Here is a 16,505-nt window from a genome sequence, read left to right on the forward strand (position 1 = left end):
TTATGAACGATGTACAAAATCGACGAATACTGGCGTTGTTTAATATGCTGTACTATGCGTTAGGAAATCGAACAACCTGCGATATATGTCACAAATATTTTATTCTGGTTTTGTCAGTAATGAATAACCTGACAATTAATTATGGCGCGCAAACATCACCAGAACTAACTAACATTAGTTATGAAGATGCTAATGATTTGATTACGGAATTACTTCTATTTATTGAAGATGTTGATGTGGATAATGATGCGGCATATCCTGCTCACTTCAATAAGATTAAAACTCTGCTGGGTTTCGTTGTGACTAATTAGCTCGTCTGGTATCTAAAATTAGCACCTCAAAAATTATTTTTGAGGTGCTTTTACCTAATAATCAATCCCTATCTGCGCCTTTACACCCGCATCAAATGCATGTTTGACCGGGCGTAACTCACTCACCGTATCTGCCAGTTCGAGAATATCCCGATGGCAGCCACGTCCCGTGATAATCACTGTCTGCTGATATGGACGATCATTTAACGCCTGTAATACCTCTTCCAGCGGCAAATAATCATACGCCACCATATAGGTCAACTCATCAAGCAAAACCATATCCAGCGAAGGATCTGCCAGCATTCTTTTTGCATGTTGCCAGACTTCGCGGCAGGCGGCAGTATCAGATTCGCGGTTCTGTGTATCCCAGGTAAATCCGGTCGCCATCACCTGAAATTCGACACCGTGTGGTTCCAGCAGATTCCGCTCGCCGTTAGGCCAGGTGCCTTTAATAAACTGCACAACGCCTACCTTTTTACCATGACCTACCGCGCGAGTTGCTGTTCCAAATGCGGCAGTAGTTTTGCCTTTACCGTTGCCAGTAAAGACGATGATAATGCCGCGTTCATCCTGTGCCTGCGCCACACGGGCATCCACTTTATCTTTAACGCGTTGCTGACGCTGTTGATAGCGTTCTTCGCTCATTGAGAGATTCCTGGTTTACGGCCCGGTTGGGCGTCAAAGGTCATGCCGGTTTTACGGCGGCTGTCATCGCCCATCAGCCAGAGGTACAGTGGCATGATATCTGCGGGCGTTTTGAGTTTTTGTGGATCTTCAGTCGGGAATGCGCAGGCACGCATAGCGGTGCGTGTTCCACCCGGATTAATGCAGTTGACGCGCAGGCGATGCTGATATTCATCAGCCAGTACCTGCATCATCCCTTCGGTGGCAAATTTCGACGCTGCATAAGCGCCCCAATTGGCTCGTCCATGACGCCCAACGCTTGATGAAGTAAAGACCAGAGAACCTGCGTCTGATTTGAGTAATAAAGGAAGCAGCGCCTGGGTGAGCATAAAAGTGGCATTCACGTTAACCTGCATGACGTCCTGCCAGACCTGTGGATTTTGTTCGCTTATTGGACAAATATCGCCGAGTAATCCGGCATTATGCAGAACGCCGTCCAGACGCGGATAGTTAACCGCAATTCTTTGCGCCAGTTGCTGGCAATCCTCGGGAGTGCAGGTCAGTAAATCGAGAATGAACCATTGCGCCGGGCGATGCGTTTCATCGGCAATCTTCTGGGCGACCTGACGTAATTTTTCTTCGTTTCGGCCCAGTAAAATCACCGTTGCACCATAGTGCGCATAAGTCAGCGCGGCTTCACGACCAATTCCGTCGCTGGCGCCCGTCACCAGGATAATACGATCATTGAGCAAATCTTGTTTTGGTTGGTAATGCATGGCTACTCCTCGACGACATGATCAGCCGCGTTGCCAGTGTATTTTATGACTTTGGGGCTTTATGCCTTAAACCGAGGGGTATTTCAATCGGTCCGGGGCGATAACGCCGCAAAATGAATACCTTGTCATACTTTTGCAGCAATAACATCTCTACGAGACGGCTTAACATGCCTGTTGTAAACTGTGAATCAAAGCATTGTTTAACCAAGGTGGGACTTGTGGAATTGTTGTCTGAATATGGTTTGTTTTTGGCGAAAATCGTCACCGTTGTTGTGGCGATTGCGGTTATTGCCGTCATTATTGTTAATGTTGCCCAGCGTAATAAACGCCAGCGCGGCGAGTTACGAGTCAACAATCTCAGCGAACAATATAAGGAGATGAAAGAAGAACTGGCGGCGGCGCTGATGGATCCGCATCAGCAAAAACAATGGCACAAAGCGCAGAAGAAAAAGCATAAGCAAGAGGCGAAAGCTGCAAAAGCAAAAGCTAAATTGGGCGAAGTACTGACTGAAGGCAAGCCCCGCGTCTGGGTGCTGGATTTCAAAGGAAGTATGGACGCGCATGAAGTGAATTCACTGCGTGAAGAGATCACCGCAGTGTTAGCGGCATTTAAGCCGCAAGATCAGGTGGTCCTGCGTCTGGAAAGTCCCGGCGGCGTGGTGCATGGCTACGGTCTGGCCGCCTCGCAGTTGCAACGTTTGCGCGATAAAAAGATTCCGTTAACTGTCACGGTAGACAAAGTGGCTGCCAGCGGCGGTTATATGATGGCCTGCGTGGCGGATAAAATTGTTTCCGCACCGTTTGCCATTGTCGGTTCCATTGGCGTTGTGGCGCAAATGCCCAACTTCAACCGTTTCCTGAAAAACAAAGATATTGATATCGAACTGCATACTGCCGGGCAATATAAGCGCACATTGACGTTCTTAGGGGAAAATACCGAAGAAGGGCGCGAGAAATTCCGTGAAGAACTGAACGAAACACATCAGTTGTTTAAGGATTTTGTGAAGCGTATGCGTCCGTCTCTGGATATTGAGCAGGTGGCAACCGGTGAACACTGGTATGGACAACAGGCCGTAGAGAAAGGGTTAGTTGACGAAATTAATACCAGTGATGATGTTATTCTTAACCTGATGGAAGGTCGCGAAGTGGTCAATGTGCGCTATATGCAGCGTAAACGGTTAATCGATCGATTTACCGGTAGTGCGGCGGAGAGCGCCGATCGCTTGTTGTTACGCTGGTGGCAACGTGGGCAAAAGCCTTTAATGTAAAAGAGAAACGCGAGGCCCGGGCCTCGCGTTTTACTTAATCAACCAGATGATATTTTTCTGAGAGCACATGGGCCAGGTGTTTGAACATATTAAACACTGCAGTGCTTTTCGCTGTCGGCAATCCTTGTTCATCTAAAAAGTAATCGCCGGTAAACACCAGCACGCCATTACGCTGCGTGACGCCGGTGGCTTCAATCCCCGCAAGCGTGTCCTCATGCTCACGAATGATTTTGTTGGCCTCTTTCAACAGCGTTTCGCGGTCGATGGGTTGTGTCTCTTTGTTCATTATTTACTCCTTAAACAAGGACATTAGTCTACGCCAGACATGGCTTACAGACAAATATACCACGCGGGTGTCAAGAGTGTCTTACTGGCAACTTTGGATTTTGCATGCTAATAAAGTTGCGTAACGAATTTTATCAGGTACAGTGTGACGCTTTCGTCAATCTGGCAATAGATTTGCTTGACATTCGACCAAAATTCCGTCGTGCTATAGCGCCTGTAGGCCAAGACCTGTTAACTCAGTCACCTGAATTTTTCGTGAACAGAGTCACGACAAGGGGTTGATATCCGCAGAGAGCGAGTCCATATCGGTAACTCGTTGCCAGCGGAAGGTTTATCAACGTGCGACGCATTCCTGGAAGAATCAAATTAGGTAAGGTGAATATGGGTAAAGCTCTTGTCATCGTTGAGTCCCCGGCAAAAGCCAAAACGATCAACAAGTATCTGGGTAGTGACTACGTGGTGAAATCCAGCGTTGGTCACATCCGCGATTTGCCGACCAGTGGCTCAGCAGCCAAAAAGAGTGCCGACTCTACCTCCACCAAGACGGCTAAAAAGCCTAAAAAGGATGAACGTGGCGCTCTCGTCAACCGTATGGGGGTTGACCCGTGGCACAATTGGGAGGCGCACTATGAAGTGTTGCCAGGTAAAGAGAAGGTCGTCTCTGAACTGAAACAACTGGCTGAAAAAGCCGATCACATCTATCTCGCAACCGACCTTGACCGCGAAGGGGAAGCCATTGCATGGCACCTGCGGGAAGTTATTGGCGGCGATGATGCGCGCTATAGCCGGGTGGTGTTTAACGAAATTACTAAAAACGCGATCCGCCAGGCATTTAACCAACCAGGCGAACTGAATATCGATCGTGTTAATGCCCAACAAGCGCGTCGCTTTATGGACCGGGTGGTGGGATATATGGTTTCGCCGCTGTTGTGGAAAAAAATTGCGCGCGGTCTTTCTGCTGGGCGAGTGCAGTCGGTGGCTGTCCGCCTGGTCGTCGAGCGTGAACGTGAAATCAAAGCGTTCGTCCCGGAAGAGTTCTGGGAAGTGGACGCCAGCACGACGACGCCATCAGGCGAGGCTTTGGCCTTGCAGGTGACCCATCAGAACGACAAACCTTTCCGTCCGGTCAATAAAGAACAGACTCTGGCAGCGGTGAGTCTACTGGAAAAAGCGCGCTATAGCGTACTGGAACGTGAAGACAAACCGACTACCAGCAAGCCAGGCGCTCCTTTTATTACCTCTACGCTGCAACAGGCCGCCAGTACCCGCCTTGGTTTTGGCGTGAAAAAAACCATGATGATGGCGCAGCGTTTGTATGAAGCTGGCTACATCACTTACATGCGTACCGACTCAACTAACCTGAGTCAGGATGCGGTGAATATGGTGCGTGGCTATATCAGCGATAATTTCGGTAAGAAATATCTGCCGGAAAGTCCGAATCAATACGCCAGTAAAGAAAATTCACAGGAAGCGCATGAAGCGATTCGTCCTTCTGACGTCAATGTGATGGCAGAATCATTGAAGGATATGGAAGCGGATGCTCAGAAGCTGTACCAGTTAATCTGGCGTCAGTTTGTGGCCTGCCAAATGACCCCGGCTAAATATGATTCCACCACGTTGACCGTTGGCGCTGGAGATTTCCGTCTGAAAGCGCGTGGACGTATTCTGCGTTTCGACGGCTGGACGAAAGTGATGCCGGCACTGCGTAAAGGCGATGAAGACCGCATTTTACCGCCAGTTGATAAAGGCGACTCTCTGACGTTAGTTGAATTGACGCCAGCCCAGCACTTTACCAAACCGCCAGCCCGTTTCAGCGAAGCCTCGCTGGTTAAAGAGCTGGAAAAACGCGGCATTGGTCGTCCGTCAACCTATGCGTCGATCATTTCGACCATTCAGGATCGCGGCTATGTGCGTGTGGAAAACCGTCGGTTCTATGCGGAAAAAATGGGGGAGATCGTTACCGATCGCCTGGAAGAAAATTTCCGCGAATTAATGAACTACGACTTTACCGCGCAGATGGAAAACAGTCTGGACCAGGTGGCAAATCACGAAGCAGAGTGGAAAGCCGTTTTGGACCACTTCTTCTCAGATTTCACCCAGCAGCTTGATAAAGCTGAAAAAGATCCAGAAGAGGGCGGTATGCGCCCGAACCAGATGGTTCTGACCAGCATTGACTGCCCGACCTGTGGTCGCAAAATGGGGATTCGCACTGCCAGCACCGGGGTTTTCCTGGGCTGTTCCGGCTATGCGCTACCGCCAAAAGAGCGTTGCAAAACCACCATTAACCTGGTGCCGGAAAACGAAGTGCTTAACGTGCTGGAAGGCGAAGACGCTGAAACCAACGCTCTGCGCGCCAAGCGTCGTTGCCCGAAATGTGGTACGGCGATGGACAGCTATCTCATCGATCCGAAACGTAAATTGCATGTCTGCGGTAATAACCCAACCTGCGATGGTTACGAAATCGAAGAAGGCGAATTCCGCATTAAAGGTTATGACGGCCCGATCGTTGAGTGTGAAAAATGCGGTTCTGAGATGCACCTGAAAATGGGGCGTTTTGGTAAATACATGGCCTGCACCAACGAAGAGTGTAAAAACACGCGTAAGATTTTGCGTAGCGGCGAAGTCGCGCCACCAAAAGAAGATCCGGTTCCACTGCCAGAATTACCGTGCGAAAAATCGGATGCTTATTTTGTGCTTCGTGACGGTGCTGCCGGGGTATTTCTTGCCGCAAATACTTTCCCGAAATCACGTGAAACCCGCGCTCCGCTGGTGGAAGAACTTTATCGTTTCCGCGATCGTCTGCCGGAAAAATTGCGTTATCTGGCCGATGCGCCGCAGCAGGATCCAGAAGGCAATAAGACAATGGTTCGCTTTAGCCGTAAAACGAAGCAGCAATATGTTTCTTCTGAAAAAGATGGAAAGGCAACCGGCTGGTCAGCATTTTATGTTGATGGCAAATGGGTTGAAGGTAAAAAATAACCTTTAATTCTGTCTGTTTTTTAAAGGTGAAGGGTCGCGAAAGCGGCCCTTTTTGCGTTTTATATTATTTTTTCCTCACACCTATACACTAAAGCTATAAATGATATAGTGGTTATAGTTAACACTTTTTTTATTATTAAATCGTATTAGCCATATTTCAGGAATGGCTAAAAAACGATGTACTGATGGCGTCTAAGTGGATGGTTTAACATGAAATTACAGCAGCTTCGCTATATTGTTGAGGTGGTCAATCACAATCTGAATGTCTCATCAACAGCTGAAGGACTTTATACATCACAACCTGGGATCAGTAAGCAAGTCAGAATGCTGGAAGATGAGTTGGGCATCCAAATCTTTTCCCGCAGCGGTAAGCATTTGACTCAGGTAACCCCAGCGGGGCAGGAAATTATCCGCATCGCTCGTGAAGTTCTGTCAAAAGTGGACGCCATTAAATCTGTTGCCGGAGAGCACACCTGGCCGGATAAAGGTTCGCTGTATATCGCTACCACTCATACCCAGGCACGCTACGCGTTGCCAAACGTCATCAAAGGTTTTATTGAGCGTTATCCCCGCGTTTCTTTGCATATGCATCAGGGGTCGCCGACGCAAATTGCCGATGCTGTCTCTAAAGGCAATGCCGATTTTGCTATCGCCACGGAAGCTCTTCATTTATATGAAGATTTAGTGATGCTGCCATGCTATCACTGGAACCGGGCTATTGTCGTTACTCCAGACCATCCGCTCGCGGGAAAAAATGCCATCACAATTGAAGAACTGGCGCAGTATCCGTTGGTGACATATACCTTTGGTTTTACCGGACGCTCCGAACTGGATACAGCCTTTAATCGCGCAGGGCTGACGCCGCGAATTGTCTTTACGGCAACAGATGCCGATGTCATTAAAACGTATGTCCGGTTAGGTCTGGGGGTAGGGGTGATTGCCAGCATGGCCGTTGATCCGGTTTCTGATCCTGATTTAGTTCGTGTCGATGCACATGATATTTTCAGCCATAGCACAACTAAAATTGGTTTTCGTCGCAGTACATTTTTACGCAGCTATATGTATGATTTTATTCAGCGTTTTGCACCGCATTTAACGCGAGATGTCGTCGATGCCGCTGTGGCGCTGCGTTCCAATGAAGAAATTGAGGCCATGTTTAAAGATATCAAATTGCCGGAGAAATAATTATTGGCATTATTTCCGGCGTTTTTATATGAGTTTCGTTGGGATTTGTCTCATCTTTTTATCAATCATATCAATCGCTTTACCTCTCTTACTCGTTTCTGACCTCGCTACGGCGAGGTTTTCTTTTTTATCTCCGCAAGGTTTCTTCTCTTTTATCAATTTGAGTTGTTATCAAATCGTTACGTGATGTTTGTGTTATCTTTAATATTCACCCTGAAGAGAATCAGGGCATCGCAAACCCTGTCATTAAGGAGGAGCTATGTCGTTAACCCTACGAGAAGCCAGTAAGGACACGTTGCAGGTCAAAGATAAAACTTACCACTACTACAGCCTGCCGCTTGCTGCTAAATCACTGGGCGATATCGCCCGTCTGCCGAAGTCACTCAAAGTACTGCTTGAAAACCTGTTGCGCTGGCAGGACGGCAATTCCGTTACCGGAAAAGATATTCAGGCGTTGGCCGGATGGTTGAAAAACGCCCATGCCAATCGTGAAATTGCTTACCGTCCGGCAAGAGTGCTGATGCAGGACTTTACTGGCGTACCTGCTGTCGTTGATCTTGCGGCGATGCGCGAAGCGGTAAAACGTCTTGGTGGCGATACAGCGAAGGTGAATCCGCTTTCACCAGTCGATCTGATTATCGATCACTCGGTGACCGTTGATCGCTTTGGCGATGATGAAGCATTCGAGGAGAACGTTCGCCTGGAAATGGAGCGTAATCACGAGCGTTATGTCTTCCTGAAATGGGGCCAGCAGGCATTCAGCCGCTTCAGTGTTGTGCCGCCCGGTACAGGGATTTGCCATCAGGTTAACCTCGAATATCTCGGCAAGGCGGTGTGGAGTGAACAACAGAACGGTGAATGGATTGCTTATCCAGATACGCTGGTCGGTACTGACTCGCACACAACTATGATTAACGGTCTTGGCGTGCTGGGATGGGGCGTTGGCGGGATCGAGGCGGAAGCAGCGATGTTAGGCCAGCCGATTTCTATGCTTATTCCTGATGTGGTGGGGTTTAAACTCACGGGTAAATTACGTGAAGGTATCACTGCCACGGACCTTGTTCTCACCGTTACACAAATGCTGCGCAAACACGGTGTGGTCGGTAAATTTGTCGAATTTTATGGCGATGGCCTGGATTCGCTACCACTGGCGGATCGCGCAACGATTGCCAACATGTCGCCAGAATATGGTGCAACCTGCGGCTTTTTCCCAATCGATGCGATCACCCTTGATTACATGCGTTTAAGTGGTCGCAGTGAAGAGCAGGTCGAACTGGTTGAAAAATACGCCAAAGCGCAAGGTCTGTGGCGTAATCCGGGAGATGAACCGATTTTTACCAGTACGTTAGAACTGGATATGAATGACGTTGAAGCGAGTCTTGCCGGACCAAAACGTCCACAGGATCGTGTTGCGTTGCCCGATGTACCAAAAGCATTTGCCGCCAGTAACGAACTGGAAGTGAATGCCGTGCAGAAAGATCGCCAGCCCGTTGATTATGTTATGAACGGTCATCAGTATCAATTGCCTGATGGCGCAGTCGTCATCGCTGCGATAACGTCTTGCACCAATACTTCCAACCCCGGAGTACTGATGGCGGCTGGTTTGTTGGCGAAAAAAGCCGTAACTTTGGGCCTGAAGCAGCAACCGTGGGTCAAAGCGTCACTGGCACCCGGCTCAAAAGTTGTTTCTGACTATCTGGCAAAAGCCAAACTGACACCGTATCTTGATGAGCTTGGCTTTAACCTCGTGGGATATGGCTGTACTACTTGTATCGGTAACTCTGGTCCGCTGCCTGAACCTATCGAAACCGCCATCAAAAAAGGGGATTTAACCGTAGGGGCGGTGCTGTCTGGCAACCGTAACTTTGAGGGACGTATTCATCCGCTGGTTAAAACTAACTGGCTGGCTTCGCCGCCGCTGGTGGTAGCTTATGCGCTGGCGGGCAATATGAATATCAACCTGACTACCGATCCTCTCGGCCACGATCGTAAAGGCGATCCGGTTTATCTGAAAGATATCTGGCCATCGGCTCAAGAAATTGCCCGTGCGGTAGAGCAAGTCTCTACAGAAATGTTCCGTAAAGAGTACGCGGAAGTTTTTGAAGGGACAGCGGAGTGGAAAGAGATTAATGTTGCGCGATCCGATACCTACGGTTGGCAGGATGACTCAACCTACATTCGGTTATCCCCCTTCTTTGATGAAATGCAGGCTACGCCAGTTCCACCAGAAGATATTCACGGCGCGCGTATTCTGGCGATGTTGGGAGATTCGGTTACCACTGATCATATCTCTCCAGCAGGAAGTATTAAGCCAGACAGTCCGGCAGGACGATATCTTCAAAGTCGTGGCGTTGAGCGCAAAGATTTTAACTCCTACGGTTCGCGGCGTGGCAACCATGAAGTAATGATGCGCGGCACATTCGCCAATATTCGCATTCGGAACGAAATGGTGCCGGGTATTGAGGGCGGCATGACGCGCCATTTACCCGGCAACGATGTTATCTCTATTTATGATGCTGCAATGCGCTATCAGCAAGAGAAAACGCCGCTGGCAGTGATTGCCGGGAAAGAGTATGGCTCAGGCTCCAGCCGTGACTGGGCGGCAAAGGGGCCACGCCTGCTTGGTATTCGCGTGGTTATTGCTGAATCGTTTGAACGTATTCACCGTTCTAATTTAATCGGGATGGGGATTTTGCCGTTGGAATTTCCGCAAGGCGTAACGCGTAAAACGCTCGGGCTGACTGGTGAAGAGACGATTGATATTGTCGATCTGCAAAATTTGCAACCGGGGGCAACGGTTCCGGTGATGCTAATGCGAAATGATGGGCGACAGGAAGTGGTGCCGTGTCGCTGCCGCATCGACACGGCGACAGAATTAACCTATTACCAGAACGATGGCATTTTGCATTATGTCATTCGTAATATGTTGAAGTGACAGGCCTGTGCTTGCCGGATGTGAGCATCCGACAAGCATATTAAGTCTGTATCAAGCGAGGGTTATTTATTGAATAAATGCCCCATTTTCTCGGCTTTAGTATCGAGATAATGTTCGTTATTTGGGTTGCGACCGACAATCAACGGAACACGTTCAACAATGTTAATTCCTGCTTCGGTCAGAATTTCGACTTTTTTCGGGTTATTGGTTAGAAGGCGAACCTCATTGACGCCGAGTAACTTGAACATATCGGCGCAAAGAGTGAAATCGCGCTCATCAGCGGCAAAACCTAACTGGTGGTTGGCTTCGACAGTATCGTAACCTTGATCCTGTAAAGCGTAAGCGCGAATTTTATTCAGCAGGCCAATGTTACGACCTTCCTGACGGTGATACAGCAAAATACCACGGCCTTCCTCGGCAATTTGCGCCAGCGCCGCTTCGAGCTGGAAGCCACAATCGCAGCGCAAGCTGAACAGGGCGTCACCGGTCAGACATTCGGAATGGACGCGCGCAAGCACCGGGACATGCCCGGAAATATCGCCATAGACTAGCGCGACATGATCGTGTCCGGTTGCCAGTTCTTCAAATCCCACCATCAGGAAATCGCCCCATGGGGTTGGCAGTTTGGCTTCTGCCACACGTTTAAGCTGCATGAAATTCTCCAGATAATGCTGGTTCTGTATTGGCTTATTTTGCCATAACGCGGAGGTGTTCACCTAATTACGACGTATCAATGATTCACGGAATGGCACAAATCTGTCAATTTTTCCTGGAACAGACATTTTCAGTTATGATTGTGAGGCTTATAGAAAAGGAGAGCCCATGCGTTCGATTGCCAGACGTACCGCTGCAGGAGCGGCACTATTACTGATTATGCCGATAGCGGTATGGATTTCTGGTTGGCGTTGGCAACCAGGGGAGCAAAGTGGGTTGCTGAAAATGGCCTTTTGGGTCACGGAAACGGTCACTCAGCCCTGGGGCGTCATTACGCACCTGATTTTATTCGGCTGGTTTCTCTGGTGTCTGCGTTTTCGCATCAAAGCGGCAATGATGTTGTTTGCTCTTCTTGCTGCGGCGATCCTTACAGGACAGGGGATAAAATCCTGGATTAAAGACAGCGTTCAGGAACCACGGCCTTTTGTTATCTGGCTGGAAAAAACACATCATATTCCGGTTGATGAGTTCTACACTTTAAAGCGTGCAGAACGTGGAAATTTAGTGAAAGAACAGTTGGCTGAAGAGAAAATGATCCCGGACTATTTGCGCACTCACTGGCAGAAAGAGACGGGGTTTGCTTTCCCTTCCGGTCACACAATGTTCGCTGCCAGTTGGGCGCTAATGGCCGTTGGCTTGCTGTGGCCGCGCCGTCGTACTGTAACTATTGCGCTATTGTTGGTTTGGGCGACCGGAGTGATGGGGAGCCGTCTGGTGCTCGGGATGCATTGGCCGCGTGATTTAGTGGTAGCTACGTTAATTTCGTGGGCGCTGGTAGCGGTGGCGACCTGGCTTGCGCAGCGTATTTGTGGGCCATTAACACCACCGCCGGACGAAAATCGCGAAATAGCGCAACGAGAACGGGAAAGTTAACGCTGGTTGATTTTCCGAATTTAGCCCTTAAATCATCAACAATACACGTGGATACCATTTCGCAGACGGCGCGAAAATGGTACTTTAAAGGGCTATTGCGGTAAGTTGACCATAATTTATTCGCTTTAACCACATAACGGGAAGTAATGTGAAATATTTACTCATTTTCTTATTGGTGTTGGCGATTTTCGTGATTTCGGTCACATTAGGTGCGCAGAACGATCAACAGGTAACGTTTAATTATCTGTTAGCGCAAGGGGAATATCGGGTCTCCACATTGCTGGCGGTATTGTTTGCTGCGGGTTTTGCTATTGGTTGGTTGATTTGCGGCCTGTTCTGGTTGCGAGTTCGTGTTTCTCTGGCGCGCGCTGAACGTAAAATAAAGCGACTGGAAAACCAGCTTTCACCCGCGACTGATGTGGCGGCGGCGCCTCATTCGTCAGTGGCGAAGGAATAACTTCCTATGCTGGAGTTGTTGTTTCTGCTTTTGCCTGTCGCCGCTGCCTATGGCTGGTATATGGGCCGCAGAAGTGCGCAACAAAACAAGCAAGATGAAGCCAACCGCCTGTCGCGTGATTACGTTGCGGGGGTTAACTTCCTGCTTAGTAACCAACAGGATAAAGCGGTAGACCTGTTTCTTGATATGCTCAAAGAGGACACAGGCACCGTTGAAGCTCACCTTACGCTCGGAAATCTGTTCCGTTCGCGCGGCGAAGTCGATCGCGCCATTCGTATTCATCAAACCTTAATGGAAAGTGCTTCGCTGACCTATGAACAGCGCCTGTTGGCAATTCAGCAACTGGGGCGTGATTACATGGCTGCCGGGTTGTACGATCGTGCGGAAGATATGTTCAATCAACTGACTGATGAAACTGACTTCCGTGTTGGCGCATTGCAACAGCTTTTGCAAATCTATCAATCCACCAGCGAATGGCAGAAAGCGATTGATGTCGCAGAACGACTGGTGAAGTTGGGTAAAGATAAACAGCGCGTCGAAATTGCCCATTTTTATTGCGAATTGGCTCTGCAGCACATGGCCAGCGACGATTTTGATCGTGCAATGACCTTACTGAAAAAAGGGGCCGCAACCGACAAAAACAGCGCTCGCGTGTCCATCATGATGGGGCGTGTCTTTATGGCGAAGGGGGAATACGCAAAAGCGGTTGAAAGCCTGCAACGCGTCATCTCCCAGGACCGGGAACTGGTCAGCGAAACACTGGAAATGCTGCAAACCTGTTATCAGCAGTTGGGTAAAACAGCTGAATGGGCCGAGTTTCTCCAGCGTGCGGTGGAAGAAAATACCGGTGCCGATGCTGAACTGATGCTTGCTGACATCATCGAAGCGCGCGATGGTAGTGAAGCCGCGCAGGTCTATATTACACGCCAGCTACAACGTCATCCGACGATGCGCGTATTCCATAAATTGATGGATTACCATCTTAACGAAGCGGAAGAAGGGCGCGCCAAAGAGAGTTTGATGGTTCTGCGCGACATGGTGGGCGAGAAGGTGCGTAGTAAGCCGCGTTATCGCTGCCAGAAGTGTGGTTTTACCGCTTACACGCTCTACTGGCATTGTCCGTCTTGTCGGGCATGGTCGACCATTAAACCAATTCGTGGCCTTGATGGTCTTTAATTTTTAAAAAGTTCCGAATTTAGTTACAACATACTAAAGTTTATTTTTACGATTTGCTTCGGTAACACCTGAGTGAAAAAGCCTGACAGGGGAGTAATCGCACCTGTTAATTTTTTATTTCCACGGGTAGAATGCACGCCGTTTACCTGTTTGCGCCACTTCCGGTGCCCATCATCAAGAAGGTCTGGTCATGACGTTATCTGCTTCATCTTCTTCCTGTGCTGTGACGAACTCTCCTGTCGTTGTTGCCCTCGATTATAATAATCGTGATGCTGCGTTAGCATTTGTCGACAAGATTGACCCACGCGATTGTCGCCTGAAAGTAGGCAAAGAGATGTTTACGCTGTTTGGACCGCAGTTTGTTCGTGAACTGCAACAGCGCGGTTTTGATATTTTCCTCGACCTGAAATTCCACGATATTCCTAACACTGCGGCGCATGCCGTGGCTGCCGCCGCCGATTTAGGCGTGTGGATGGTGAACGTTCATGCCTCTGGCGGTGCGCGGATGATGACCGCGGCACGAGAAGCGCTGGTTCCATTTGGTAAAGATGCGCCGTTGTTAATAGCGGTAACCGTGCTGACCAGTATGGAAGCCAGCGATCTGGCTGATCTTGGCGTGACACTGTCACCTGCAGATTACGCAGAACGCCTGGCAGCGCTGACGCAAAAATGTGGTCTTGATGGTGTAGTTTGTTCGGCTCAGGAAGCGGTACGTTTTAAACAAGCATTTGGTCAGGATTTCAAACTTGTTACCCCTGGTATTCGCCCGCAGGGGAGTGATGTTGGCGACCAGCGCCGTATTATGACGCCAGAACAGGCACTGGCTGCCGGAGTTGATTATATGGTAATCGGGCGCCCGGTTACTCAATCAGTAGATCCAGAGCAAACGCTGAAAGCGATCAACGCTTCATTACAACGGAGTGCATGATGAGTGATTCCAATAGCCGTCTGGTCTATTCAACAGAGACTGGACGTATCGACGAACCGAAAGCCGCACCTGTGCGCCCTAAAGGCGACGGCGTAGTGCGTATTCAGCGTCAGACCAGTGGACGTAAAGGTAAGGGCGTTTGTCTTATAACGGGTATCGATCTCGATGATACTGAACTGACGAAGCTGGCGGCAGAACTGAAGAAAAAATGCGGCTGTGGCGGGGCAGTAAAAGACGGGATTATCGAAATCCAGGGCGATAAGCGTGATTTATTAAAATCATTGCTTGAAGCCAAAGGGATGAAAGTTAAACTTGCTGGCGGTTAACAAAAAAGCCACGGATGTTCTCCGTGGCTCGATTTAATTTATCGTATGTATTATTCGATTCTTTTGCTCTGAGTAGAGTAAAGCGTATTATAATTACGAGTTGTTAACCGTTATTTATTTACAGTTATTTACCAACCTGATGACCGATAATACCACCGACTGCTGCACCGCCTAACGTACCCAGCGTGCTGCCATTAGTCAGTACTGCACCGCCTAAAGCCCCTGCGCCCGCGCCGATCGCGGTGTTGCGGTCTCGTTTAGACCAGTTGGAACAGGCACTCAGAGACATAGCCAGCGTAATCGCCAGAACAGCCGCGGTCATTTTTTTGCTCGTTATAAACATAATACTCTCTCCTGAATTTATGATTCACGGAAGTAAGCTCTCTTTAACTATAATAGTTAAGACGCCGTCTGATAAAGTTATTTCCGTGAAATCCTCTCGCGCAGGGTTATATCACGCAAAGTGATAGTTACTTCCTGTTATATCGCTAATATTAATTTTACAACCTTGAGGTATTTGCGACAGGTAAATAGTCTTAATTAACAGCCAGGAATCATCTTAGAGCGGATGATTTGCGAAAAAGCAAATCATCCGTGGGGAAAGAAAAAATTAAATATCGACGATGTGAACCGTCAGTTTACTGCGTTCAAGATGCATAAAATCGCTGGCGCGAATATTCGAATCGGTTATGATCCGATTGAATTTCTCCACCGGGCCGATAGAGTATGAGTGTACGGCGCCAAACTTGGAGCTGTCAGTCAGGATTATTGCTTCACACTCTTTTTCCAGCACCGCATTAACCACATCGGTACGCATCATGTCACGGCCAGTAAATCCGGTTTCAGGCTGCCAGCCGTCAATACCAATAAAAGCCTTACTGAAATGAACCTGTTGAATACACTGACGTGTCAAGGGGCCAACCATACTTTCGCTTTTTTTCTGATACACGCCGCCAAGTAAGATGACTTCACAGGGGGCGTCTTTCAGTAAATGCGCAATGTAACTACTCACAGTAATGATGGTGACATTTTTCTTCTGCTCACCCAACGTACGGGCCAGAAGGGCATTGCTGCTGCCATTTTCGATGAAGATGGTTTCGCCCGGTTGAACCAATGAAGCGGCAAACTCGGCAAGTTGACGTTTCAGAGGGAAGTTACTCATCATTCGGGTTTCAACGTCATCGCTATCAAGCGATACGGCGAAACCATGCGCGCGGCGCAGATAGCTAAGTTTTTCGAGAGTGTTGAGATCCTGGCGAATGGTAACTTCAGAAACTCCGGTGGCTTTTGCCAGTTCGGTTACGCTAACCTGCCCCTGGTCAATGACCATCTGTAGAATTGTTTGTTGTCGGGAATTCATCGCTGTAATTCTTATAACGTTATAATACTCAATAAAAAATGCTGACGCGCCGGGCATCCTTAAAGAGGGAAACCTGAAAGCACGATTGTTAAATCTCCCACGGTGCTTTCGGAATGTCTGGCGTAGATGCAGCAACCTGGCGCAAGAGTTCTGCTTTAAGTATCTCGAGATTATGGATCGCAGAGTGGTAATCGCCTGCCACAAGGATATCTAACACGATATCAATACGTTCGGCAATGTGCTGGGCAGCAAATTCAGACATCAAGGGCATCCTTATGGCAAAAGATGAAAATGAATAATGCAAAAAT

General features: G+C 48.7%; 17 protein-coding genes. 10 read left to right on the forward strand and 7 right to left on the reverse strand.

Annotated elements, in window-relative coordinates; all coding sequences use genetic code 11:
- Positions 1 to 2: 2 nt before the first annotated feature.
- Positions 3 to 311: a hypothetical protein gene (locus tag PS053_RS01900; RefSeq protein WP_001000706.1), complete on the forward strand. Its 309-nt coding sequence runs from the start codon at positions 3 to 5 to the stop codon at positions 309 to 311.
- A gap of 54 nt (positions 312 to 365) precedes the next feature.
- Here the strand turns inward: PS053_RS01900 and cobO are convergent, their stop codons facing one another.
- Both cobO and PS053_RS01910 read right to left on the reverse strand, forming a co-directional pair.
- A complete protein-coding gene (gene cobO / locus PS053_RS01905; RefSeq protein ID WP_149478927.1) occupies positions 366 to 956 on the reverse strand; it encodes a cob(I)yrinic acid a,c-diamide adenosyltransferase in 591 nt (196 codons plus the stop codon).
- Positions 953 to 1,711, reverse strand: a complete 759-nt coding sequence (locus PS053_RS01910; RefSeq protein ID WP_256879152.1) for a YciK family oxidoreductase — start codon at positions 1,709 to 1,711, stop codon at positions 953 to 955. Before PS053_RS01910 ends, cobO begins: the two co-directional genes overlap by 4 nt.
- A gap of 218 nt (positions 1,712 to 1,929) precedes the next feature.
- Here PS053_RS01910 and sohB point away from each other — a divergent pair, with 218 nt between their 5' ends.
- A complete protein-coding gene (gene sohB, locus PS053_RS01915) occupies positions 1,930 to 2,979 on the forward strand; it encodes a protease SohB (RefSeq protein WP_000422076.1) in 1,050 nt (349 codons plus the stop codon).
- 34 nt (positions 2,980 to 3,013) lie between these two features.
- Here sohB and PS053_RS01920 read toward each other — a convergent pair whose 3' ends face one another.
- Positions 3,014 to 3,265 carry a YciN family protein gene (locus PS053_RS01920; protein WP_001031530.1) on the reverse strand — a complete coding sequence of 84 codons (252 nt, stop codon included), beginning with the start codon at positions 3,263 to 3,265 and terminating at the stop codon, positions 3,014 to 3,016.
- A gap of 380 nt (positions 3,266 to 3,645) precedes the next feature.
- On the opposite strand from PS053_RS01920, the gene topA reads away from it, so the two are divergent.
- From topA to acnA, 3 genes are all read left to right on the forward strand, one after another.
- Positions 3,646 to 6,243, forward strand: coding sequence for a type I DNA topoisomerase (gene topA / locus PS053_RS01925; protein WP_025237092.1), 2,598 nt, complete (start codon positions 3,646 to 3,648; stop codon positions 6,241 to 6,243).
- A 210-nt stretch (positions 6,244 to 6,453) separates the two neighbouring features.
- Positions 6,454 to 7,428, forward strand: coding sequence for an HTH-type transcriptional regulator CysB (gene cysB / locus PS053_RS01930; RefSeq protein WP_000776257.1), 975 nt, complete (start codon positions 6,454 to 6,456; stop codon positions 7,426 to 7,428).
- Positions 7,429 to 7,687: 259 nt separating this feature from the next.
- Entirely contained in the window at positions 7,688 to 10,363 is a 2,676-nt protein-coding gene (gene acnA, locus PS053_RS01935) for an aconitate hydratase AcnA (RefSeq protein ID WP_256879151.1), read from the forward strand.
- A 62-nt stretch (positions 10,364 to 10,425) separates the two neighbouring features.
- Here acnA and ribA read toward each other — a convergent pair whose 3' ends face one another.
- Positions 10,426 to 11,016 (reverse strand): GTP cyclohydrolase II, encoded by a 591-nt coding sequence (ribA, locus tag PS053_RS01940; RefSeq protein ID WP_001176300.1) that lies wholly within the window; start codon positions 11,014 to 11,016, stop codon positions 10,426 to 10,428.
- 169 nt (positions 11,017 to 11,185) lie between these two features.
- On the opposite strand from ribA, the gene pgpB reads away from it, so the two are divergent.
- From pgpB to yciH, 5 genes are all read left to right on the forward strand, one after another.
- Positions 11,186 to 11,950 (forward strand): phosphatidylglycerophosphatase B, encoded by a 765-nt coding sequence (gene pgpB / locus PS053_RS01945; protein WP_001256520.1) that lies wholly within the window; start codon positions 11,186 to 11,188, stop codon positions 11,948 to 11,950.
- Between the two features lie 148 nt (positions 11,951 to 12,098).
- On the forward strand, positions 12,099 to 12,407 hold the full coding sequence (gene lapA, locus PS053_RS01950; RefSeq protein WP_000876304.1) for a lipopolysaccharide assembly protein LapA: 309 nt from the start codon (positions 12,099 to 12,101) through the stop codon (positions 12,405 to 12,407).
- Between the two features lie 6 nt (positions 12,408 to 12,413).
- Entirely contained in the window at positions 12,414 to 13,583 is a 1,170-nt protein-coding gene (gene lapB, locus PS053_RS01955; protein ID WP_103053519.1) for a lipopolysaccharide assembly protein LapB, read from the forward strand.
- Between the two features lie 190 nt (positions 13,584 to 13,773).
- Entirely contained in the window at positions 13,774 to 14,511 is a 738-nt protein-coding gene (gene pyrF / locus PS053_RS01960) for an orotidine-5'-phosphate decarboxylase (RefSeq protein ID WP_000175533.1), read from the forward strand.
- Positions 14,511 to 14,837 carry a stress response translation initiation inhibitor YciH gene (yciH, locus tag PS053_RS01965; protein ID WP_010332626.1) on the forward strand — a complete coding sequence of 109 codons (327 nt, stop codon included), beginning with the start codon at positions 14,511 to 14,513 and terminating at the stop codon, positions 14,835 to 14,837. The genes pyrF and yciH overlap by 1 nt, the downstream gene beginning before the upstream one ends.
- 124 nt (positions 14,838 to 14,961) lie before the next feature.
- Here the strand turns inward: yciH and osmB are convergent, their stop codons facing one another.
- From osmB to PS053_RS01980, 3 genes are all read right to left on the reverse strand, one after another.
- A complete protein-coding gene (gene osmB, locus PS053_RS01970; RefSeq protein ID WP_000471009.1) occupies positions 14,962 to 15,180 on the reverse strand; it encodes an osmotically-inducible lipoprotein OsmB in 219 nt (72 codons plus the stop codon).
- A gap of 267 nt (positions 15,181 to 15,447) precedes the next feature.
- Complete coding sequence (gene yciT, locus PS053_RS01975) at positions 15,448 to 16,197, reverse strand: DNA-binding transcriptional regulator YciT (RefSeq protein ID WP_001088633.1); 750 nt, start codon at positions 16,195 to 16,197, stop codon at positions 15,448 to 15,450.
- An 88-nt stretch (positions 16,198 to 16,285) separates the two neighbouring features.
- A complete protein-coding gene (locus tag PS053_RS01980) occupies positions 16,286 to 16,459 on the reverse strand; it encodes a YciZ family protein (protein ID WP_001288320.1) in 174 nt (57 codons plus the stop codon).
- Positions 16,460 to 16,505: the final 46 nt, after the last annotated feature.

Origin of the sequence: Escherichia albertii (assembly GCF_028622335.1) — a bacterium.
Classification (GTDB): Bacteria; Pseudomonadota; Gammaproteobacteria; order Enterobacterales; family Enterobacteriaceae; genus Escherichia; species Escherichia albertii.